This is a genomic window from Duodenibacillus massiliensis (genome assembly GCF_900128485.1).
Classification (GTDB): Bacteria; Pseudomonadota; Gammaproteobacteria; order Burkholderiales; family Burkholderiaceae_F; genus Duodenibacillus; species Duodenibacillus massiliensis.
Genome location: NZ_LT635861.1, coordinates 208,129 through 224,158, shown reverse-complemented (window position 1 = coordinate 224,158; position 16,030 = coordinate 208,129). Strand labels below are relative to the sequence as shown.

General features: G+C 57.9%; 14 protein-coding genes. 6 read left to right on the top strand and 8 right to left on the bottom strand.

Annotated elements, in window-relative coordinates:
* Nucleotides 1-81: 81 nt before the first annotated feature.
* Nucleotides 82-2,181, bottom strand: coding sequence for a glutamine--tRNA ligase (locus tag BQ7486_RS08480; protein ID WP_084765846.1), 2,100 nt, complete (start codon nucleotides 2,179-2,181; stop codon nucleotides 82-84).
* A gap of 191 nt (nucleotides 2,182-2,372) precedes the next feature.
* Between BQ7486_RS08480 and BQ7486_RS11760 the strand changes: the two genes are divergently transcribed.
* A complete protein-coding gene (locus BQ7486_RS11760; protein WP_143183122.1) occupies nucleotides 2,373-2,606 on the top strand; it encodes a hypothetical protein in 234 nt (77 codons plus the stop codon).
* Between the two features lie 132 nt (nucleotides 2,607-2,738).
* Here the strand turns inward: BQ7486_RS11760 and BQ7486_RS08475 are convergent, their stop codons facing one another.
* The 3 genes from BQ7486_RS08475 to moaC are packed head-to-tail and all read right to left on the bottom strand — an operon-like array spanning nucleotide 2,739 to nucleotide 4,301.
* The gene (locus BQ7486_RS08475) at nucleotides 2,739-3,077 is read right to left on the bottom strand and encodes a branched-chain amino acid transporter permease (protein ID WP_074009706.1); all 339 of its coding nucleotides are present in this window, start codon (nucleotides 3,075-3,077) and stop codon (nucleotides 2,739-2,741) included.
* Nucleotides 3,074-3,793, bottom strand: coding sequence for an AzlC family ABC transporter permease (locus BQ7486_RS08470; protein ID WP_074009705.1), 720 nt, complete (start codon nucleotides 3,791-3,793; stop codon nucleotides 3,074-3,076). Before BQ7486_RS08470 ends, BQ7486_RS08475 begins: the two co-directional genes overlap by 4 nt.
* Nucleotides 3,794-3,800: 7 nt before the next feature.
* Nucleotides 3,801-4,301 (bottom strand): cyclic pyranopterin monophosphate synthase MoaC, encoded by a 501-nt coding sequence (gene moaC, locus BQ7486_RS08465; RefSeq protein ID WP_022372877.1) that lies wholly within the window; start codon nucleotides 4,299-4,301, stop codon nucleotides 3,801-3,803.
* A 149-nt stretch (nucleotides 4,302-4,450) separates the two neighbouring features.
* Between moaC and BQ7486_RS08460 the strand changes: the two genes are divergently transcribed.
* The 4 genes from BQ7486_RS08460 (at nucleotide 4,451) to recN (ending at nucleotide 10,004) form a co-directional block, all read left to right on the top strand.
* Nucleotides 4,451-5,971, top strand: a complete 1,521-nt coding sequence (locus BQ7486_RS08460) for a beta-barrel assembly-enhancing protease (protein ID WP_235836777.1) — start codon at nucleotides 4,451-4,453, stop codon at nucleotides 5,969-5,971.
* A 208-nt stretch (nucleotides 5,972-6,179) separates the two neighbouring features.
* Nucleotides 6,180-7,262 carry an NAD(P)/FAD-dependent oxidoreductase gene (locus tag BQ7486_RS08455; RefSeq protein WP_022372879.1) on the top strand — a complete coding sequence of 361 codons (1,083 nt, stop codon included), beginning with the start codon at nucleotides 6,180-6,182 and terminating at the stop codon, nucleotides 7,260-7,262.
* A 97-nt stretch (nucleotides 7,263-7,359) separates the two neighbouring features.
* Nucleotides 7,360-8,325 (top strand): NAD(+)/NADH kinase, encoded by a 966-nt coding sequence (locus BQ7486_RS08450; protein ID WP_022372880.1) that lies wholly within the window; start codon nucleotides 7,360-7,362, stop codon nucleotides 8,323-8,325.
* A gap of 23 nt (nucleotides 8,326-8,348) precedes the next feature.
* Nucleotides 8,349-10,004 (top strand): DNA repair protein RecN, encoded by a 1,656-nt coding sequence (gene recN / locus BQ7486_RS08445; protein WP_074009704.1) that lies wholly within the window; start codon nucleotides 8,349-8,351, stop codon nucleotides 10,002-10,004.
* 213 nt (nucleotides 10,005-10,217) lie between these two features.
* Here recN and apbC read toward each other — a convergent pair whose 3' ends face one another.
* On the bottom strand, nucleotides 10,218-11,303 hold the full coding sequence (gene apbC, locus BQ7486_RS08440) for an iron-sulfur cluster carrier protein ApbC (RefSeq protein ID WP_022372882.1): 1,086 nt from the start codon (nucleotides 11,301-11,303) through the stop codon (nucleotides 10,218-10,220).
* Nucleotides 11,304-11,479: 176 nt separating this feature from the next.
* Here apbC and metG point away from each other — a divergent pair, with 176 nt between their 5' ends.
* Nucleotides 11,480-13,552, top strand: coding sequence for a methionine--tRNA ligase (gene metG, locus BQ7486_RS08435; protein ID WP_074009703.1), 2,073 nt, complete (start codon nucleotides 11,480-11,482; stop codon nucleotides 13,550-13,552).
* A gap of 146 nt (nucleotides 13,553-13,698) precedes the next feature.
* On the opposite strand, the gene dcuC is transcribed toward metG, so the two are convergent.
* The 3 genes from dcuC to BQ7486_RS12065 form a co-directional block, all read right to left on the bottom strand.
* Nucleotides 13,699-14,964, bottom strand: a complete 1,266-nt coding sequence (dcuC, locus tag BQ7486_RS08430; RefSeq protein WP_074010103.1) for a C4-dicarboxylate transporter DcuC — start codon at nucleotides 14,962-14,964, stop codon at nucleotides 13,699-13,701.
* Between the two features lie 310 nt (nucleotides 14,965-15,274).
* Nucleotides 15,275-15,664 carry an iron-sulfur cluster insertion protein ErpA gene (gene erpA, locus BQ7486_RS08425; protein ID WP_022372885.1) on the bottom strand — a complete coding sequence of 130 codons (390 nt, stop codon included), beginning with the start codon at nucleotides 15,662-15,664 and terminating at the stop codon, nucleotides 15,275-15,277.
* Between the two features lie 110 nt (nucleotides 15,665-15,774).
* Nucleotides 15,775-16,030: 3D domain-containing protein (locus BQ7486_RS12065; protein ID WP_268874088.1), on the bottom strand; the 256-nt coding region annotated here is incomplete at its 5' end.

The following is a 16,030-nucleotide window of genomic DNA, read 5'->3' as shown; positions in this document are numbered from 1 at the left end:
CGAACTTTACCAAAAACGAAAAGGCCGTCCGGAGAGGATTCTTCCCGCCGTCGGCCTTTTACTGTTTAATTCAACATTACCTTACTTCGCGGCCTTGCCCCAGCTGTCACGCAGGCCGACGGCAAGGTTTAACACCGGATGGTCGCTCGTGTGATCGACGCGGTCAGTGACAAAGTACCCCGTACGTTCAAACTGGAAGCGCTCGTCCTTGGCAGCCTCTGCAACCGCCGGTTCCACATAGCCCGTGACGGTACGCTTGCTGTCGCGGTTCATGACGGTCGTGAAGTCGTCCGCGGAATCGGGATGAGCTTCGGTAAAGAGCCGGTCATAGAGCCGGATTTCAGCGGCACGCGCGGTCTTGGCGTCAAGCCAGTGAATGGCAGCCTTCGTCTTCACCGAATCGGCGCCCGCTGTCCCGGTCTTCGTTTCCGGGAGATAGTTGGCATGCACGCAGGTGACCTTGCCGTTTTCATCCTTTTCAAAGGACACGGGCACGATCACATAGCCGTAGCGCAGGCGCACGGGCTTGGCGGGCGTACCGTCCGCGGGAATCGTCAGACGCCGGTAGCCCTTCGGCGGCACTTCCGCAAAGTCATCGGCCTCAATCCAGAGGGTCTTGCTCATCGTGAGCTTGCGGCTTCCCATCTCGGGCTTTTGCGGATGGTTCGGGGCTTCAAGTTCCTCGGTGAGATCGTCCGGATAGTTGTCGATCACAAGTTTGAGGGGATTTACCACACCGATGCGGCGCACGGCCGTGGCTTCAAGATCTTCTCTGAGGCTCTGCTCAAGCACGCTGTAATCAATCCAGCCGCCCGCGGCACGGCTCACACCGCACTTTTCCGCAAAGTTCTGCAGTGCCTGCGGCGTATAGCCGCGGCGGCGCAGGCCGACGATCGTGGGCATGCGGGGATCATCCCAACCGTCCACGAGCTTTTCGGTGACCATGCGGATGAGCTTACGTTTGCTCAAAACGACATAGGTGAGGTTGAGGCGGTTAAATTCGTACTGATGCGACAAAAGGAAGAAGTTCTTCCGGACCACCGAGAGCGCGGCTTGTAAGAGCGGCGTGAAGTTTTCCGCGTGCTGCGTCAAAAGCGCAAAGAAGGTCTTTCCTTCGGTGCTTGTAAGAGTCTCCGGGCCGCCCGTCGCGCTCCAGTGGTCAAAGAGTTCGGCCATAGCGGCTTCCGGTGCACTCTGCCCGAGCTTTTCGCGGGCATTAAAGGCAGCGCGCGCAAAGGCAAGCGCCCGCTCGTCGCGCCCGGCTTCCATGTCAGCCAAAATTTTCTTTGCTTCAGCAAACTGCGGTGCGCGCAGTGCCGGCACCACACGCTCCAGCGCCCAGTCATAGAAGGCGCGCTGGTCTTCAAATTCGAGCGTGCAGATCGAGTGCGTGATGTTTTCAAGCGTATCTTCAATCGGATGCGCAAAGGTGTACATCGGGTAGATGCACCACTTGTTGCCGGTTGCCTGGTGTTCGGCAAAGCGGATACGGTAGATCGCGGGATCGCGCAGATTGATGTTGGGCGAAGCCATATCAATCTTGGCTCTCAGAACCATGGAGCCTTCGGCGTGCTTGCCGTCGCGCATTTCGCGGAAGATTCTGAGGTTTTCCTCGGGCGTTCTGTCACGGAAGGGTGAATTCTTGCCGGGCTCGGTGAGCGTGCCGCGGTTTTCGCGCATCTCGTCGGCGCTTTGTTCGTCAACGTAGGCGTAGCCGGTCTTAATGAGGTGCTCGGCAAACTCATACATCCAGTCAAAGTAGTTGGATGCGTAGTAGAGATCGACCTCTTTGCCGTGCTTCCAGTCAAAGCCGAGCCAGTTGACGCTTTCCTTGATCGCGTCAACGTACTCCTGGTCTTCCTTCACCGGATTGGTGTCGTCAAAGCGCATGTGGCAGTAGCCGCCGTAGTCACGCGCCAGCCCAAAGTTCAGGCAGATACTCTTGGCGTGACCGATGTGGAGGTAGCCGTTGGGTTCCGGCGGGAAACGCGTGCGGATTTTTGCAACGTCAGGCGCCCCCTTTTCCTGTTGCTCCGTGTAGGGCGCGGGATGTCCGCACCAGAAACGCGGCAGATTGTTGCCCTCGGCAAGATCGGCCTCGATGATGTTGCGCAGGAAATTGGTCGTTTTCACGGCGCCTTCGGCACCTTCGGTTTTCTTTTCCGTATCGGTCATGGTCATGATTGCGTGTTGTTTCCGGCAAAAGGACTGCAGCGCCTTTTGCGCGGCGTAATTTTTTCATTTTAATGGAAAAGGCGCGGCTTCAAAACAGCAAAACAGCGGTTTTCCCGGCAAAAATGCCTTGAGTTTCGTCCTTTGACGCCAACCCGCTTCAGAACCGGGAATCTTTAACGCCGCAGACCGGCTGCGGCTTGCACAGCGTTGAGGGAAAATCAAACAAAACAGGGTTGCGTTGGAAGGCTAAGACGTGGACGCTCGAGGTTCTGGATCTGGTGATAAAGGCTGAAGCCCCGGATGCCTGGCAGAAAGAAGCTCATCTTTCAGCAACAGTACAAACCAACGAATCGGCAAGACGAAGCAGTCCTTCGCCGGAACCGACGGATCGAGCTGATGAAGCCCGTACCCGTAGAGCGGTTGCGTTTTAAATGTTCCTGTGGCGCAGGGAACGCCCGGGCAGACAAGGCCTCAAAAACCTTGGTTGTTACGGGAAAGCCTGCACCGTGTCAGCAAACCCCGCGCTTTCAAGCGCGGGTTGTTTAGCATCGCAGACTCCGTACTCAGAAAATTCCCGCAAGCAGATTATTGCGCAGCACCACGTAAAGCGCCGTTCCGGCGAAGATACTCACAAGCGAATTTCTGAAAAACCACTGCACAAAAACCGTGAGAAGCACACTCACGGTTTCCTGCCACGGCAGCCCCGTGTGTCCCGCGGCAAAGCCGGCACCGGAACTTAAAACCAAAAGCACCATGACGGCCAGCGGCAGGAAACTGCCGACATCTCTTACCCAGGCCTGGTTTTTAAGCCAGTGGCTTGCGACGAAGGGAAGCGCTCTTTCGGCAAAAGTCACGGCGCCCATCGCGAGAAACACCGTGATGACGTAAAGCGTATCGTTCATTGTGCGCCTCCCGCGGCATCACCTCTCACACAGGCGTCTTTGCGGCGCTTGACGGCCCAGACAAAGCCCGCTACCACGCAAAAGGCCATGGAAACGGCAAGCGCATAGTCAGGCCAGAGCCAGCGCGCCAAAGCAAAGGAAACGAGCGCCGCCACAAGGGGCCAGGCCGAAACGCGCGCCCGCCACTGCTCGGCAGCAAGCATTGCAAAAAGCGCGGTGAGCACGAAGTCAATGCCGACGAGGTCAGTCTGGGCCTGAGCGCCGATTGCGGCACCGATCACAGTGCCCAAAAGCCACCACATATGGTTTAAAAACGCGAGCCACACCACCCGAGCCGCGTGCGTACCTTCCGGCAGAATCGTCAAAAGCGAAAAGGTTTCGTCCGTGAGAGCAAAAACGATGTACCAGCGCTTCCAGCCGTGCTGCGGGATTTTCGTGAGAAGCGAAATCCCGTAAAAGACGTGCCGCAGGTTGATGACGAGTGTCGCAAGGGCAATCGCCGCCACGGGCATTGAGGCCACAAGCATCGGAATCATCATGTACTGCGAGGCACCGCCGTAAACGATGAGGCTTGCCAAGGCCGCCATCTCCCAGCTGCCGCCCGCCTGCACAAAAAGAAAACCGAAAACGATCCCCAAGGGCACGTACCCCATAAAAACGGGGATAGAATCCTTAAAGGCAGCGGCAAATGCGCTGCCTTCTCTCACTTCCGGCATGACGCGCTCAGTCCTCAAACGTTGCCTTGGTGTCGGCAGCCACCCAGTGGCCGGACTTGCCGCCCGCCTTTTCTTCGAGGTGAATGCCGCCGATTTCCATAAAGCGGTCCACGGCTTTCAACATATCGTAGACCGTGAGAAGTCCCACTTCCACCGCCGTGAGCGCTTCCATCTCAACGCCCGTCTGCCCCTTGGTTTCGCAGACGGCGGAGCAGAGGACTTCACTTGTTTCGGGGCAAAGCTCAAAGTCAACCGTGACGTGCGTAAGCGCAATCGGATGGCACAAGGGGATGAGTTCTGAGGTCTTTTTACTTGCCATGATCGCGGCAATCCGCGCCACGCCGATCACGTCACCTTTTTTTGCAGTACCGGAAGCAACGAGCGCAAAGGTCTCGGGCTTCATGCGGATTTTTCCCACGGCGCGCGCAAGGCGCTTTGTTTCGGCCTTTGCACCCACATCCACCATATGCGCGTTGCCCGCGGCATCAAAATGCGTCAGTTCTGCCATTTCTGTAACCACACGAAAAGAGTTCGTACAAATTTGTTGCCTGCCTGAAAAGGGCCTGCATCGGGCCGCTATGATAGCGGGAACACTGTCAGCGGACTTTATGGAAAGGCCCGTCTTCTGCAGTATTACCAACTCATACCGGCCGCATTGTGAAAACCGCTTTTTTCAAACACTCCGTCATCGCCGCTGTCTGCGCCTCTTTGGCGCTCACGCCCGCGGCAGGCGCCTTTGCCGCCGGGCAGCCTCTACCCGACTTAAACCTCCCGAGCCTCGGCACGGTGGCAGGGGCCGATCTGTCGCTTGCGGACGAACGAGCCTTGGGTGAAACCCTCATGCGCCAGGTGCGCGCCGACAAAACGTATCTTCCCGACGAAGAAATTGCGGACTACTTAAACCGCCTCGGCTGGCGGCTTGTTGCGGCCGGCCGCTCGCAACCCTTCAGTTTCGTCTTTTTCCCGCTGCGTGACGCAAGCCTCAACGCCTTTGCCATGCCCGGGGGCTTTGTTGCGGTGCACACGGGGCTCATCGTCGCCGCCAAAAACGAGAGTGAACTCGCGGGCGTCATCGGGCACGAAGTCGGGCACGTCACGCAGCGCCACATTGCCCGCATGATTGCGGGCGGAAAAGACTCGCTTGCGATTACCCTCGGTTCAATTCTTCTCGCGCTTTTGGCCGCCAAGGCGGGCGGCTCCTCCGGGGGTGACGCCGCCATGGCGATTGCCCTCGGAACACAAGGGGCTCTGATTCAGAATCAGCTTAAATTTTCCCGGGACGCCGAACGCGAAGCCGACCGAATCGGCTTTCAGACGCTCGTCAACGCCGGATTTGACCCCCACGGCATGGAAAACTTCTTTGCCCGGCTGCAAAAAAGCAACCGCTACTACGAAAACGACGCCACGGCCTTTTTGTCCACCCATCCGCTTACCAATGAACGCTTAAGCGACATGGAAAACCGCTCCAAGGGAATCAAGCGTGCGGTTTACCCGAGCAGTCTTGACTTTTACCTCATTCAGGCGCGCTGCCGCGTGCTGCAGGAAACGGGCTACGACGGGTGGCTCAAGGTAAGCCGCTACTTCCGGGACGCCCTGGCAAAGGCTAAGGGGAAGGAACTCGCGGCGGCGCACTACGGGTTGAGTATCGCCCTTTCGCGCATGAATAAGAAAGCCGAGGCCCTCTCGGAAGCCCGGCTTGCCGCGCAAAGTGTGAGGGACGACAGCATTATTCTTGACAAAAACCTTGCCGAGATGAGCTATGCGCTTGCAAAAACCGCATCCGAAAAAGATGCCGCCTTAAAGCTCTCCCGAAAGACCTACGAGCGCTATCCGGACTCAGCGATGGCCGCGCAAAGTTATGCCGAACTTCTTTGGCAGGCCGGCAAAAACACGGAAGTGCTGAAGTTTCTCCGAAACCAGACGGCACTTTCGCACGAAGACCCGGATTACTTTGCGATGCTTGCCAGAAGCTATGAGGCCACAGGGCAGCGCTCTCTTGCGTTTGCCGCCACCGGGGACATGTACGCCCTCATGGGTAACGCCCGCGCCGCGGTCTATCAGTTTGACAAGGCGCAGCAGGCCAACGACGGCGACTTCTACACGATGAGCGAAATCGACGCGAAATTACGTGAGCAGCGCCGTATTGTGCTCGATGAAGAAAAAGACCGGCAGAAGTAAGCCGTGCGCCTTATTTTGCGTGCAAAAAAGCCCACGAACGGATGATTTCACGCGCCCTGAAATATGCGAAAATGCCCTTGATTGTCACCCGACGGAGTTTTGCGACTCCGAGCGGGCGTTGCGGCGTGTTTGAACAAGCAGGATCCCGCGCCCGCCTTCGGGCTTTACTCAATTCGATCAGAAAGGCCTTTTCAGGCCTACCGTTACCATGGCAATTGAAGATTATCTGACCATTGCACCGCACACCGACGATGTGATTGAAACCGATGCCGTTATTGTGGGCGCCGGTCCCGTCGGGCTTTTCCAGGTCTTTGAGCTGGGACTTCTTGAAATCAAGGCCCACGTTGTCGACTCGCTGAAAAATGTCGGCGGCCAGTGCATGGAGCTCTACCCCACCAAGCCCATTTACGACATCCCCGCGGTGCCGGTGTATTCCTCGTACGAACTCACCGAAAACCTCTTAAAGCAGATTCACCCCTTCGGCGCTCAGTTTCACCTCGGCGAAGAAGTGACGGTCGTTAAAAAACGCGAAGACGGGCGTTTTGACGTTGAAACCGACAAGGGGACACGGTTCCTCTGCAAGGTCGTCATTATCGCCGCGGGCGTGGGTTCCTTCCAGGCCCGGCCCTTGCGCGTTCCCGGCATTGAAAAGTTTGAAGGCACGCAGCTTCACTACCGTGTGCGCGACCCCGAACTCTTTAAGGGCAAAAATATCGTGATCTGCGGCGGGGGCGACTCTGCCCTTGACTGGACCCTCAACCTCGTGGGCAAGGCCGAGAGCGTCGTTCTCATTCACCGCCGCGACGGGTTCCGCGCACAGACTGCGTCCGTTGCCAAGATGAAGGAACTCTGCGAAAACTGGGAAATGCAGTTTGAAGTGGGCCAGGTCACCGGTTTTGAAGAAAAAGACGGCCGCATGACTGAAATCCGCGTCACCGGCGCCGACGGCGTCACGCGCCGCATGCCGCTTGACCACCTCCTGGTCTTTTTCGGTCTTCAGCCCAAGATCGGCCCGATTGCCGACTGGGGACTTCAGCTTGAGCGCAAGCAGATCGTCGTTGACACCGAGAAGTTTGAAAGCTCAATTCCGGGCATTTTCGCCGTGGGTGACATCAACACCTATCCCGGCAAGAAAAAGCTCATTCTTTCGGGCTTTCATGAGTGTGCTTTGGCCGCCTTCGGCGCCTCGCACTACGTCTTCCCGGAAAAGAAGGTTTTCCTGCAGTACACGACCACAAGCCCGAAACTGCATAAGGTGCTGGGCGTTGAAACGCCGGATCTCGATGATTAATCCGGGACTCTGACACCGGCATCATCCGACGGACGCGAAACAGCCCATTTGTGTTGTTTCGCGTCTTTTTGGGTTTTGGCCACTGGAATTTTCCTCTATGCCTCACTTTTCACGCGCCGCCGTTTTCTCCAAGCCCGCAGGGCCCATGAGGCCCTATATTGAAGCGTTGATCAAGCTCATTTTGAAATCGGGCCTGGAGCCGCTTCTGGATAAGCAGACGGGGTCGTACTTTGCTGAGGGCGAGGCGCCCTGGCCGGTACTCTCTGACGAGGAGCTCGCCTCACGCGCTGACGTTGCCGTGGTTTTGGGCGGCGACGGCACGATGTTAAGCGCGGCACGGCGCCTCTGGCCCCACGACATTCCCATCATCGGGATTAATGCCGGGCGCCTCGGCTTTATCACGGACATTGTGCTTGAGGACATGCCCCGGATTCTTCCGATGATGCTCGCAGGCCACTGTCAGACCGACCGGCGGCACCTTCTTTTCGGACGCATTTTCCGTGGCGGCGAAGAAATCTTTTCAAGCGTTGCCGTCAACGACATCGGCATCAGCCACGGCCGAGCCCTCGGCATGGTCGAATACACGGTTTACGTTGACGGCCAGCAGATGGCCGTGCAGCGCGCCGACGGCGTTTTGGTGAGTTCTTCCACGGGCAGCACCGCCTACGCGATGGCCGCGGGCGGCCCCATCATGCACCCGCATGTGCTTTCCATGCTTCTCGTGCCGATTGCCCCGCATACGCTTTCCAACCGCCCCGTGGTGCTTTCCTCCACCTCCGTCGTGGATATCGAAATCAACGAAACCCGCAGTGCGGTCGCCAGTTTCGATGCCCAGGTGCTCTTTGACGTCGCCGTGGGCGACATCGTGCGCGTGTCGGTGTCTCCGAACACCTTCACGATGCTGCATCCCATCGGCTACAACCACTTTGACCTTCTGCGCCGCAAACTCAAATGGAACTACCTGCCGCAGGCGGAAAAACCGATTCACGTGAAGGAAATCACCGGCCGGGAGCCTGACGCCGAGAACGATGACACTCCCAAAGCCGATCCGTTTCTGCCGTAACGCCGCCCGACGAGACACACACCATGCTCACACTCCTGTCACTGAAAGACTTTGTGATCGTCCGCACGCTCACGATTGAAGCCAAGGCGGGCCTTACCTGCCTGACCGGTGAAACGGGCGCGGGCAAATCGATTCTCATTGATGCCCTGGAACTCGTTCTCGGGGCGCGAAGCGACACGGGCGTGATCCGTGAAGGAGCTGAGCGCACGGAAGTGACCGCGGAATTCAGCGCAACGCCCCGAGCCTCCGCCTGGCTTGAAGCCGCAGAACTCACAAGCGAAGACGGCGTACTGCTCCTGCGCCGCACGGTGGACGTCAAGGGCCGCTCGCGCTGCTGGATCAACGGCACGCCGGTCACTGTGGCGCAGATGAAGGAACTGGGCGAGCGGCTCGTGGACATTCACGGGCAGCACGCCCATCAGTCGCTTTTAAAGCCCTCGCATCAGCTGCAGCTCGTGGACGGCTTTTCCAACGTCAAACCGCAGCTTCTGGCCGTCAAGGCCGCGTGGGACGCCTGGCAGAAGACGGCGCTCCTACTCAAACAAGCCACCGAAGACCGCGAGCGGCTACAGGCCGAAAGCGAAAAACTGTCCTGGATGAATGAGATCCTTGCAGAACTCAATCCCCGGGAAGGCGAGTGGGATAAGGTAAGCGACGAACACTCGATGCTCTCCAACGCCGCCGACATTCTCACCAATGTCCGGGGTGCGCTTGAAAACCTCACGGACGGCTCGGACAGCGCCTCCAACCTTCTGACACGCGCCCACAATGAGCTTGTGAGTGCTTCAAAGTACGATGAAACCTATGCTGAATATGCCGAAAGCATTCAGCAGGCCTGCACCATCATTGATGACTGCTCGCGCGATATCGGCCGGCATCTGGATCACTGTGACTTAGACGAAGGCCGCTTTGAAGAAGTGGACGAACGGCTTAACGCCTACTGGCGGATCTCCCGAAAATTTCACCGGGCACCCGACGAACTCTTTACGCTCTGGGAAGAAACCAAAAAAAGGCTCTCGGAAATCGAAGAAAGCGCGGACCTGGACGGCCTGCGGCTTAAGGAAGCCGCCGACAAAAAGGTATTTCTCGCCAAAGCCGCGGAATTGACGGCTCTGAGAAAAGCCGGCGCCGCCAAACTTTCCAAGGCGGTCACCGCGGAAATGCAGACGCTTTCGATGGCGGGCGGCCGACTTGAGGTCACGCTGCCTGCGTGCGAACCCTGGGCCGGGGGCGTTGAGCGCTGTGAGTTTTTGGTAAGCGGCCACGCGGGCGCCACGCCCCGCGCGCTCACCAAGGTCGCTTCGGGTGGCGAACTTGCCCGCATCTCGCTTGCGATTGCCGTCATTACCGCACAGATTACGCCCGTGCCGACCCTGATTTTTGACGAAGTCGACAGCGGTATCGGCGGGGCCGTTGCCGAAGTGGTGGGACGCCTTTTAAGACGCCTCGGAACCTCAAGGCAGGTGCTCTGCGTCACGCATCTGCCGCAGGTCGCTGCCTGCGGCAACAATCAGTGGAAGGTGATGAAGAAAACCGAGCACGGGGAGACCGTCTCGCACCTTACCGACCTCACGCCCGCAGAGCGCGTCGACGAGATCGCCCGTATGGCAGGCGGCACCGTCATCACCGAGGCCACCCGCAGTGCCGCAGCTGAAATGCTTGCGGCGGCTGAAAAGTAAGCTCTTTTCTATCCGACAAACTTCCGATTTTTGAAAATTTGTCGGATACAACCGACAAAAAGCGCTTTTCGAAAAGTTTGTCGGTTTTTTAAACCATACTCCGCCCGCAACTGACTGCCAGAGTCCTGGGAATCTAAAAGAGATTTTTCCGTCCGTTTTTTGCGAAAAAAAGCGGACCGCAAGGCCCGCCTTTTTCTTAACCGACAGAAACGCTTAGTCGTTTACGACCTTCACGCCCGGCATGATGCGGCTCGTGTCGCGGGCCGCCAGCGCCACATAGGCAGCGGCCTTGAGCGCAATCTCGCGGTAAATTTCCGCGGTCTTACTGTCGGGCTTGGCGACCACCGTGGGCATACCGCGGTCAGCGTCCTCTCGGATATCGGCTTCAAGCGGCAGCTGCCCTAAAACCGGCACGTTGTACTGCTTACTCATGCGTTCGGCGCCGCCCTTACCGAAGATGTGTTCCATGTGGCCGCATTCCGGGCAGACGTAAAGCGCCATGTTTTCAACAATCCCCAACACCGGGACGTTGACCTTCTCAAACATGCGCAGGCCCTTTTTGGCGTCAAGAAGCGCAATGTCCTGAGGCGTCGTAACGACGACGGCACCGGTCACAGGAACCGACTGGGAGAGCGTCAGCTGAATGTCACCGGTTCCCGGGGGCATGTCAATCACAAGGTAATCGAGGTCATGCCAGGCCGTCTGGTTCAAAAGTTGCGTGAGCGCCTGGGCAACCAAGGGGCCGCGCCAGATCATGGGTTCGCCCGGATCGATCATGAAGCCCACGGAATTGATTTCAATACCGTAACTCACAATGGGTTCCATATTGACGCCGTCAAGGCTTTCAGGTTGCCCGCTTGCGGCAAGCATCGTGGGCTGGGAGGGCCCGTAAATGTCGGCGTCCAGCATGCCGACCTTAGCGCCTTCGGCTTTAAGCGCAAGGGCGAGGTTTGCGGCAACCGTGGACTTACCCACACCGCCCTTGCCGGAACTCACGGCAATGATGTTTTTGACGTTGGCGAGCGTCTTTAACGTGCGCTGCACGCGGTGCGCGATGATGTTGCCGGTCACCGTGACGCGGATTTTGTCTTCGGCAACGCCTGCGGCGGCCAAATTGTCCTTCACGAGCTTTTCAATCTTGGCGGCCGTTGACTTCACGGGGTAGCCCGGATTGACGGTCACACAGAGAAGGCCGTCTTTTTCTTCCACAGCCTTTACGGCCTTAAGTTCAGAAAAGGGCCGGCCGCACACGGGGTCGGCGACCGCCTCAAGAATCTTACGGAGTTCGTCGGGATGCATACCAAAAACCAGATCAGAAGAAACCGCGCCCCAAGGCACGGCTTCAGAGAAAACAATAGGAGCAGACGCTACGGCGCCTGCGGCATTAAAATGCATAGTTTAACGGCTTACGCCTGCCCCCGCTTATACAGCGGAGAGCTACCAGCCGTACTTTCGTCTCATTAGCTTAAGTGATCATGACTGACAAGAAACGCCATCTTTTTGTGACGACCGCTCTGCCCTACGCAAACGGCCCTTTCCACATCGGCCACATCATGGAGTACATCCAGGCCGACATCTGGGTGCGTCATGAGCGAATGTGCGGCAATACGGTGCACTTTGTGGGGGCGGACGACGCCCACGGCGCTCCGATCATGATCGCCGCGCAGAAAAAAGGCGTGACGCCGCAGCAGTTCGTTGCGGAAATTGCCGCGGGCCGCAAAGAGTACCTCGACAACTTCTTCATTAAGTTTGATCACTGGCACTGTACCGACAGCCCCGAAAACACGGAATTAAGCCAGGACATATACCGCAGACTCAAGGCCGCCGGCCTTATCTACACCAAGGACATCGAACAGTTCTACGACACCGAAAAAGGGATGTTCCTCGCCGACCGCTACATCAAGGGCACGTGTCCGAAGTGCGGCGCCAAGGACCAGTACGGTGACAGCTGCGAAGTCTGCGGATCGGTTTATTCGCCCACGGACCTTGTGGATCCGAAAAGTGCGCTTTCCGGCACCACCCCTGTGATCAAGTCCTCCACGCACTACTTCTTTAAGCTCTCCGACCCCCGTGCCGTTGAATTCCTGCGCGAGTGGACAACCGGCAACGGCGCTGACGGCAAGCCCCGTGTGCAGGCTGAGGTTCTTGCCAAGGACGAAGAGTGGCTCGGTACCGAATCAGGCCTTGCCGACTGGGATATTTCCCGCGACGCGCCTTACTTCGGCATTGAAATTCCGGACGCTCCGGGCAAGTACTTCTACGTCTGGCTTGACGCTCCGGTGGGGTATCTTGCAAGCTTTAAGGCCTACTGCAAGAAAGCCGGCCTTGACTTCACGCAGGAACTTGAGAACCCTGCGACCGAACAGATTCACTTCATCGGCAAGGACATCATTTACTTTCACACGCTCTTTTGGCCGGCGATGCTGCACTTTGCCGGCAAACCCTACCGTGTGCCGGACCACATCAACGTGCACGGCTTTGTGACCGTGGACGGCCGCAAGATGAGTAAGTCCCGCGGTACGGGGATCAGTCCCCTTGAATACATTCGTCTCGGCATGAACGCCGAGTGGCTGCGCTACTACCTCGCCGCCAAACTCACAAGCCGCGTCGAAGACGTGGACTTTACGAAGGCTGACTTTGCAACGCGCGTTAATTCCGAGCTGATCGGCAAGTACGTCAATATCGCAAGCCGCGCCGCTGGCTTTATCTTCTCGCGCTTTGAAGGCAAAGTCTCCGACGCCGCGATGGCAGACGACTTGCTTGTCAAAATCCGCGCCGCCGCCCCTGAAATCCGCGAAGACTTTGAAAACCGCGAATACGCCGCTGCGGTGCGCCGCGTGATGGAACTTGCCGACCGCGTCAACGAATTTGTGGACAGCGAAAAGCCCTGGGAACAGGCCAAGGATCCCGCCCAAGCCCCGGCCCTGCAGCGCACCGCCTCCATTGCCCTGGAAGCCTTCCGGCTGCTCACGCTCTACCTCAAGCCCATTCTTCCCGCGACCGCTGAGCGCGTGGAGAAGTTCCTTAACTGCGGGGAACTCACCTGGGCCTCAGTCGATACGCCGCTCACATCCGCGCATCCCATCTCGAAGTTTGAGCACCTCATGGGCCGCGTTGACATGAAAAAGCACCTCGATGCCCTCGTTCCGGGGGAAGCCAAAGTTGAAGAAAAGGCCGAAGCCGTGCTCCCGGGCGGTGAAGCCATTGCCGCTACCTGCTCGATTGATGACTTTGTGAAGACCGATCTGCGTGTTGCCAAGGTTGTCGAATGCACGACGGTTGAAGGCAGCGACAAACTTTTGTGTCTGAAACTTGACGTGGGCGAAGGACGTCTGCGCCAGGTCTTTTCCGGCATTAAGGCCTTTTATAAGCCAGAAGACCTCGTGGGTAAGCTTGTTGTGATGATTGCCAACCTCGCACCCCGCAAGATGCGTTTCGGCGTGAGCGAAGGCATGGTGCTTGCAGCAAGCGACGCTTCTGACAAAAAGAGCGGCGTCTACCTCATTGAGCCCTTCCCCGGCGCCAAGCCCGGTATGCGGCTTCATTAAGACACAGATCCGTTAAGGACTTAAGCCCGAAGGTTTCAAAAAGCCTTCGGGCTTTTTTGCAGGCACTAAAAAACCGGACGTCCCGCAAAGAGAGCGTCCGGCTTTTTGATGCCGGGCCCGTGAAGGCCCGGTTATGTCTTTTGCGTTTAGACCATCAGGATGGCGCACGCGAGCACTGCAATCGTGCAGGGGATCGCCGTACGTTTGATGACTTCAACGGGGCTTACCATGGCGATACCGGAAACCAGAATCGTCACACCGGCAAGCGGAGACATCGTGCGGCCGAGAGCACCGGTCAGGAACGCCAGGGCGCCCAGACCGTGAATGCTCATACCGAATTCAGGCGCATGCGGGGTCACGGCTTCGTTAAAGGCAAGCGTTGCAGCGTCGCCGGAACCGGTGAGAACGCCCATGATCCACGGACCGAGAGCGCCGCCCCAGCGGGCGAATTCGTTGGAATGCTTCAGAGCGTCAACGCACACGTCGATAAGACCGGAAGCTCGCAGACCGGCGGCAAACACGCCTGCCGCGATGATGATGCCCATCACGTCGGCGTAGCCCTTACCCATACCGTTGAAGAATTCCTTGGAGAACTGCTGCGGATTGGTCAGGGAAACCACAAGCGCGGCGATCGCGCCGATCAACATAGCCTGTGCCACACCCATCTTGATGGCGGGAACCCACATGTTGCCGACAACGAGGATCGTGATCGGAACAAGCATGACGAGAGCCTTGAGGGGGTTCGGTTTGAAGTCGCCCTTCTGAAGTTTGGATTCGTCAACCTGAGCGTTGGTGTCGCCCTTGTTGTCACGCAGCACGAGGCAGACAATCAGGACACCCACGGCGACGATCACACCGCACATCAGAGAATAGTAGGAATGGAAACCGATGAAGTCCATCACGTCCATGTTGGCCATCTTCGCCACGTACGGGTTGTGCGACGTACCGGGCGAGAGGTAGGAGCCGATGGTACCGGCCAAAACAGCGGCAGCGGCAGCAGCCGGTTTAATGCCGGCGCGCAACATCACGGGGATGAGCGTGGAACCGACGGCAGCGGCACAGCCTGCGGCCGAGGGAATGGCAATGTTCACGAAGAACGTGATCACAGTGCAGACCGGAATCAGGAAGATACCGAGGCCACGCACGGGGGCGGAGAGGTAATGCACGAGCGAGCGGTCGCACTGAGCGTAACTGGCGGTAAACGCAAAGCCCATCGAGCCGCAGATTGCCATCACGAGGGAATTATTCGTCATGGACTTTGCGAACTGATTCAGACCCATCATCGGGTCAAGGCTGATCACGCACAGAAACAGGCCGGCGGCCATCAGCGTAAGTCGCGTTTCAAAGCGCTTAATGAGCGCCCAAACCGTCACCAGAATGACTGCTATGGCAATCCAAGCGGTTAAGGTCATAGTTCCTCCGATAGTGTTTTCATTTTTTGCGTCAGAAACAAGCGAGGGAAACACCTGTTTCTGCCGGCCGAAAATCGTACGGAAGCTTATCCACGCGGGTCCCGGCCTGTTGTTTACCCTAAGTCGACACAGAAAATGTCGGGATAAGACCTAAGGTAAACATCCAACGCGAACCATTCTACACGGATTGAAACTTTTTATTACAGAGCCGATCCGAAAAAGAAAAACCCGTGTTGCTTTCTTGCGCCGACGCAGGAAAGCCGCACGGGTTTGCACTGGGCCGGGACAAAACCCGCCCGAAAAAGGCTCTTTAGGCCGAGAAAGACGAGCCGCAGGAGCAGGTCGTCACGGCATTGGGATTGCGGATCACAAACTGAGAACCTTCAAGGTCGTCCTTGTAGTCGATTTCAGCGCCCACGAGGTACTGGAAAGACAGGGAATCAACGAGGAACGTCACACCGTCACGCACGATCTCGGTGTCGTCTTCACCGGGCTTTTCCTCAAACTGAAAACCGTACTGAAAGCCCTGGCAGCCGCCGCCCTGCACAAAGACGCGCAGCATCATGCCGGCGTTGCCGTCTTCAGCGAGGAGTTCCTTTACCTTGGCGACGCAGGCGTCGGTGAACTTGATGGGATCAGGCGCCGCTTCGGGGGCTGCGGGGGCCGTCTGCGCCTGGGTCTGGGTTGCGTTTTCAGACATAGTGTTTTGTCTCCACGGAGCCCGCGGACTTCAATGCCGGCAGGCCGAAAAATTTCAGGTGCGCAGATTATAAAGAGCCATAACCCTCATTTCCTTCGGGTTATTCCGCCTTAACGGGCCGTCATAATGTCAGAAGGCTTCATGCCGCGGGGCACGAGCACCCAGGCATGCGCCCGGCTCTTTTGCCGCCCGGCCTGAGCGCCCGCAATATCCCCGAAGCCCCAGAAGTAGTCAAAGCGGATCACGCCGCGGATCGCGCCCCCGGTGTCCTGCGCAATCACGGGGCGCGCAAAAGCCATCGCGGGATTGTCCTGCGTCACTTCCGTCACAAAGGGCACCCCCAGCTTCCAGTAGCGGCGGTCCACC

Excerpts from the sequence above, each read along its gene's own strand:
- BQ7486_RS08480 (WP_084765846.1), bottom strand. The coding sequence starts at position 2,181 with ATGACCATGACCGATACGGAAAAGAAAACCGAAGGTGCCGAAGGCGCC.
- BQ7486_RS08475 (WP_074009706.1), bottom strand. The coding sequence starts at position 3,077 with ATGAACGATACGCTTTACGTCATCACGGTGTTTCTCGCGATGGGCGCC.
- BQ7486_RS08470 (WP_074009705.1), bottom strand. The coding sequence starts at position 3,793 with ATGCCGGAAGTGAGAGAAGGCAGCGCATTTGCCGCTGCCTTTAAGGAT.
- moaC (WP_022372877.1), bottom strand. The coding sequence starts at position 4,301 with ATGGCAGAACTGACGCATTTTGATGCCGCGGGCAACGCGCATATGGTG.
- BQ7486_RS08455 (WP_022372879.1), top strand. The coding sequence starts at position 6,180 with ATGGCAATTGAAGATTATCTGACCATTGCACCGCACACCGACGATGTG.
- BQ7486_RS08450 (WP_022372880.1), top strand. The coding sequence starts at position 7,360 with ATGCCTCACTTTTCACGCGCCGCCGTTTTCTCCAAGCCCGCAGGGCCC.
- recN (WP_074009704.1), top strand. The coding sequence starts at position 8,349 with ATGCTCACACTCCTGTCACTGAAAGACTTTGTGATCGTCCGCACGCTC.
- apbC (WP_022372882.1), bottom strand. The coding sequence starts at position 11,303 with ATGCATCCCGACGAACTCCGTAAGATTCTTGAGGCGGTCGCCGACCCC.
- metG (WP_074009703.1), top strand. The coding sequence starts at position 11,480 with ATGACTGACAAGAAACGCCATCTTTTTGTGACGACCGCTCTGCCCTAC.
- dcuC (WP_074010103.1), bottom strand. The coding sequence starts at position 14,964 with ATGACCTTAACCGCTTGGATTGCCATAGCAGTCATTCTGGTGACGGTT.
- erpA (WP_022372885.1), bottom strand. The coding sequence starts at position 15,664 with ATGTCTGAAAACGCAACCCAGACCCAGGCGCAGACGGCCCCCGCAGCC.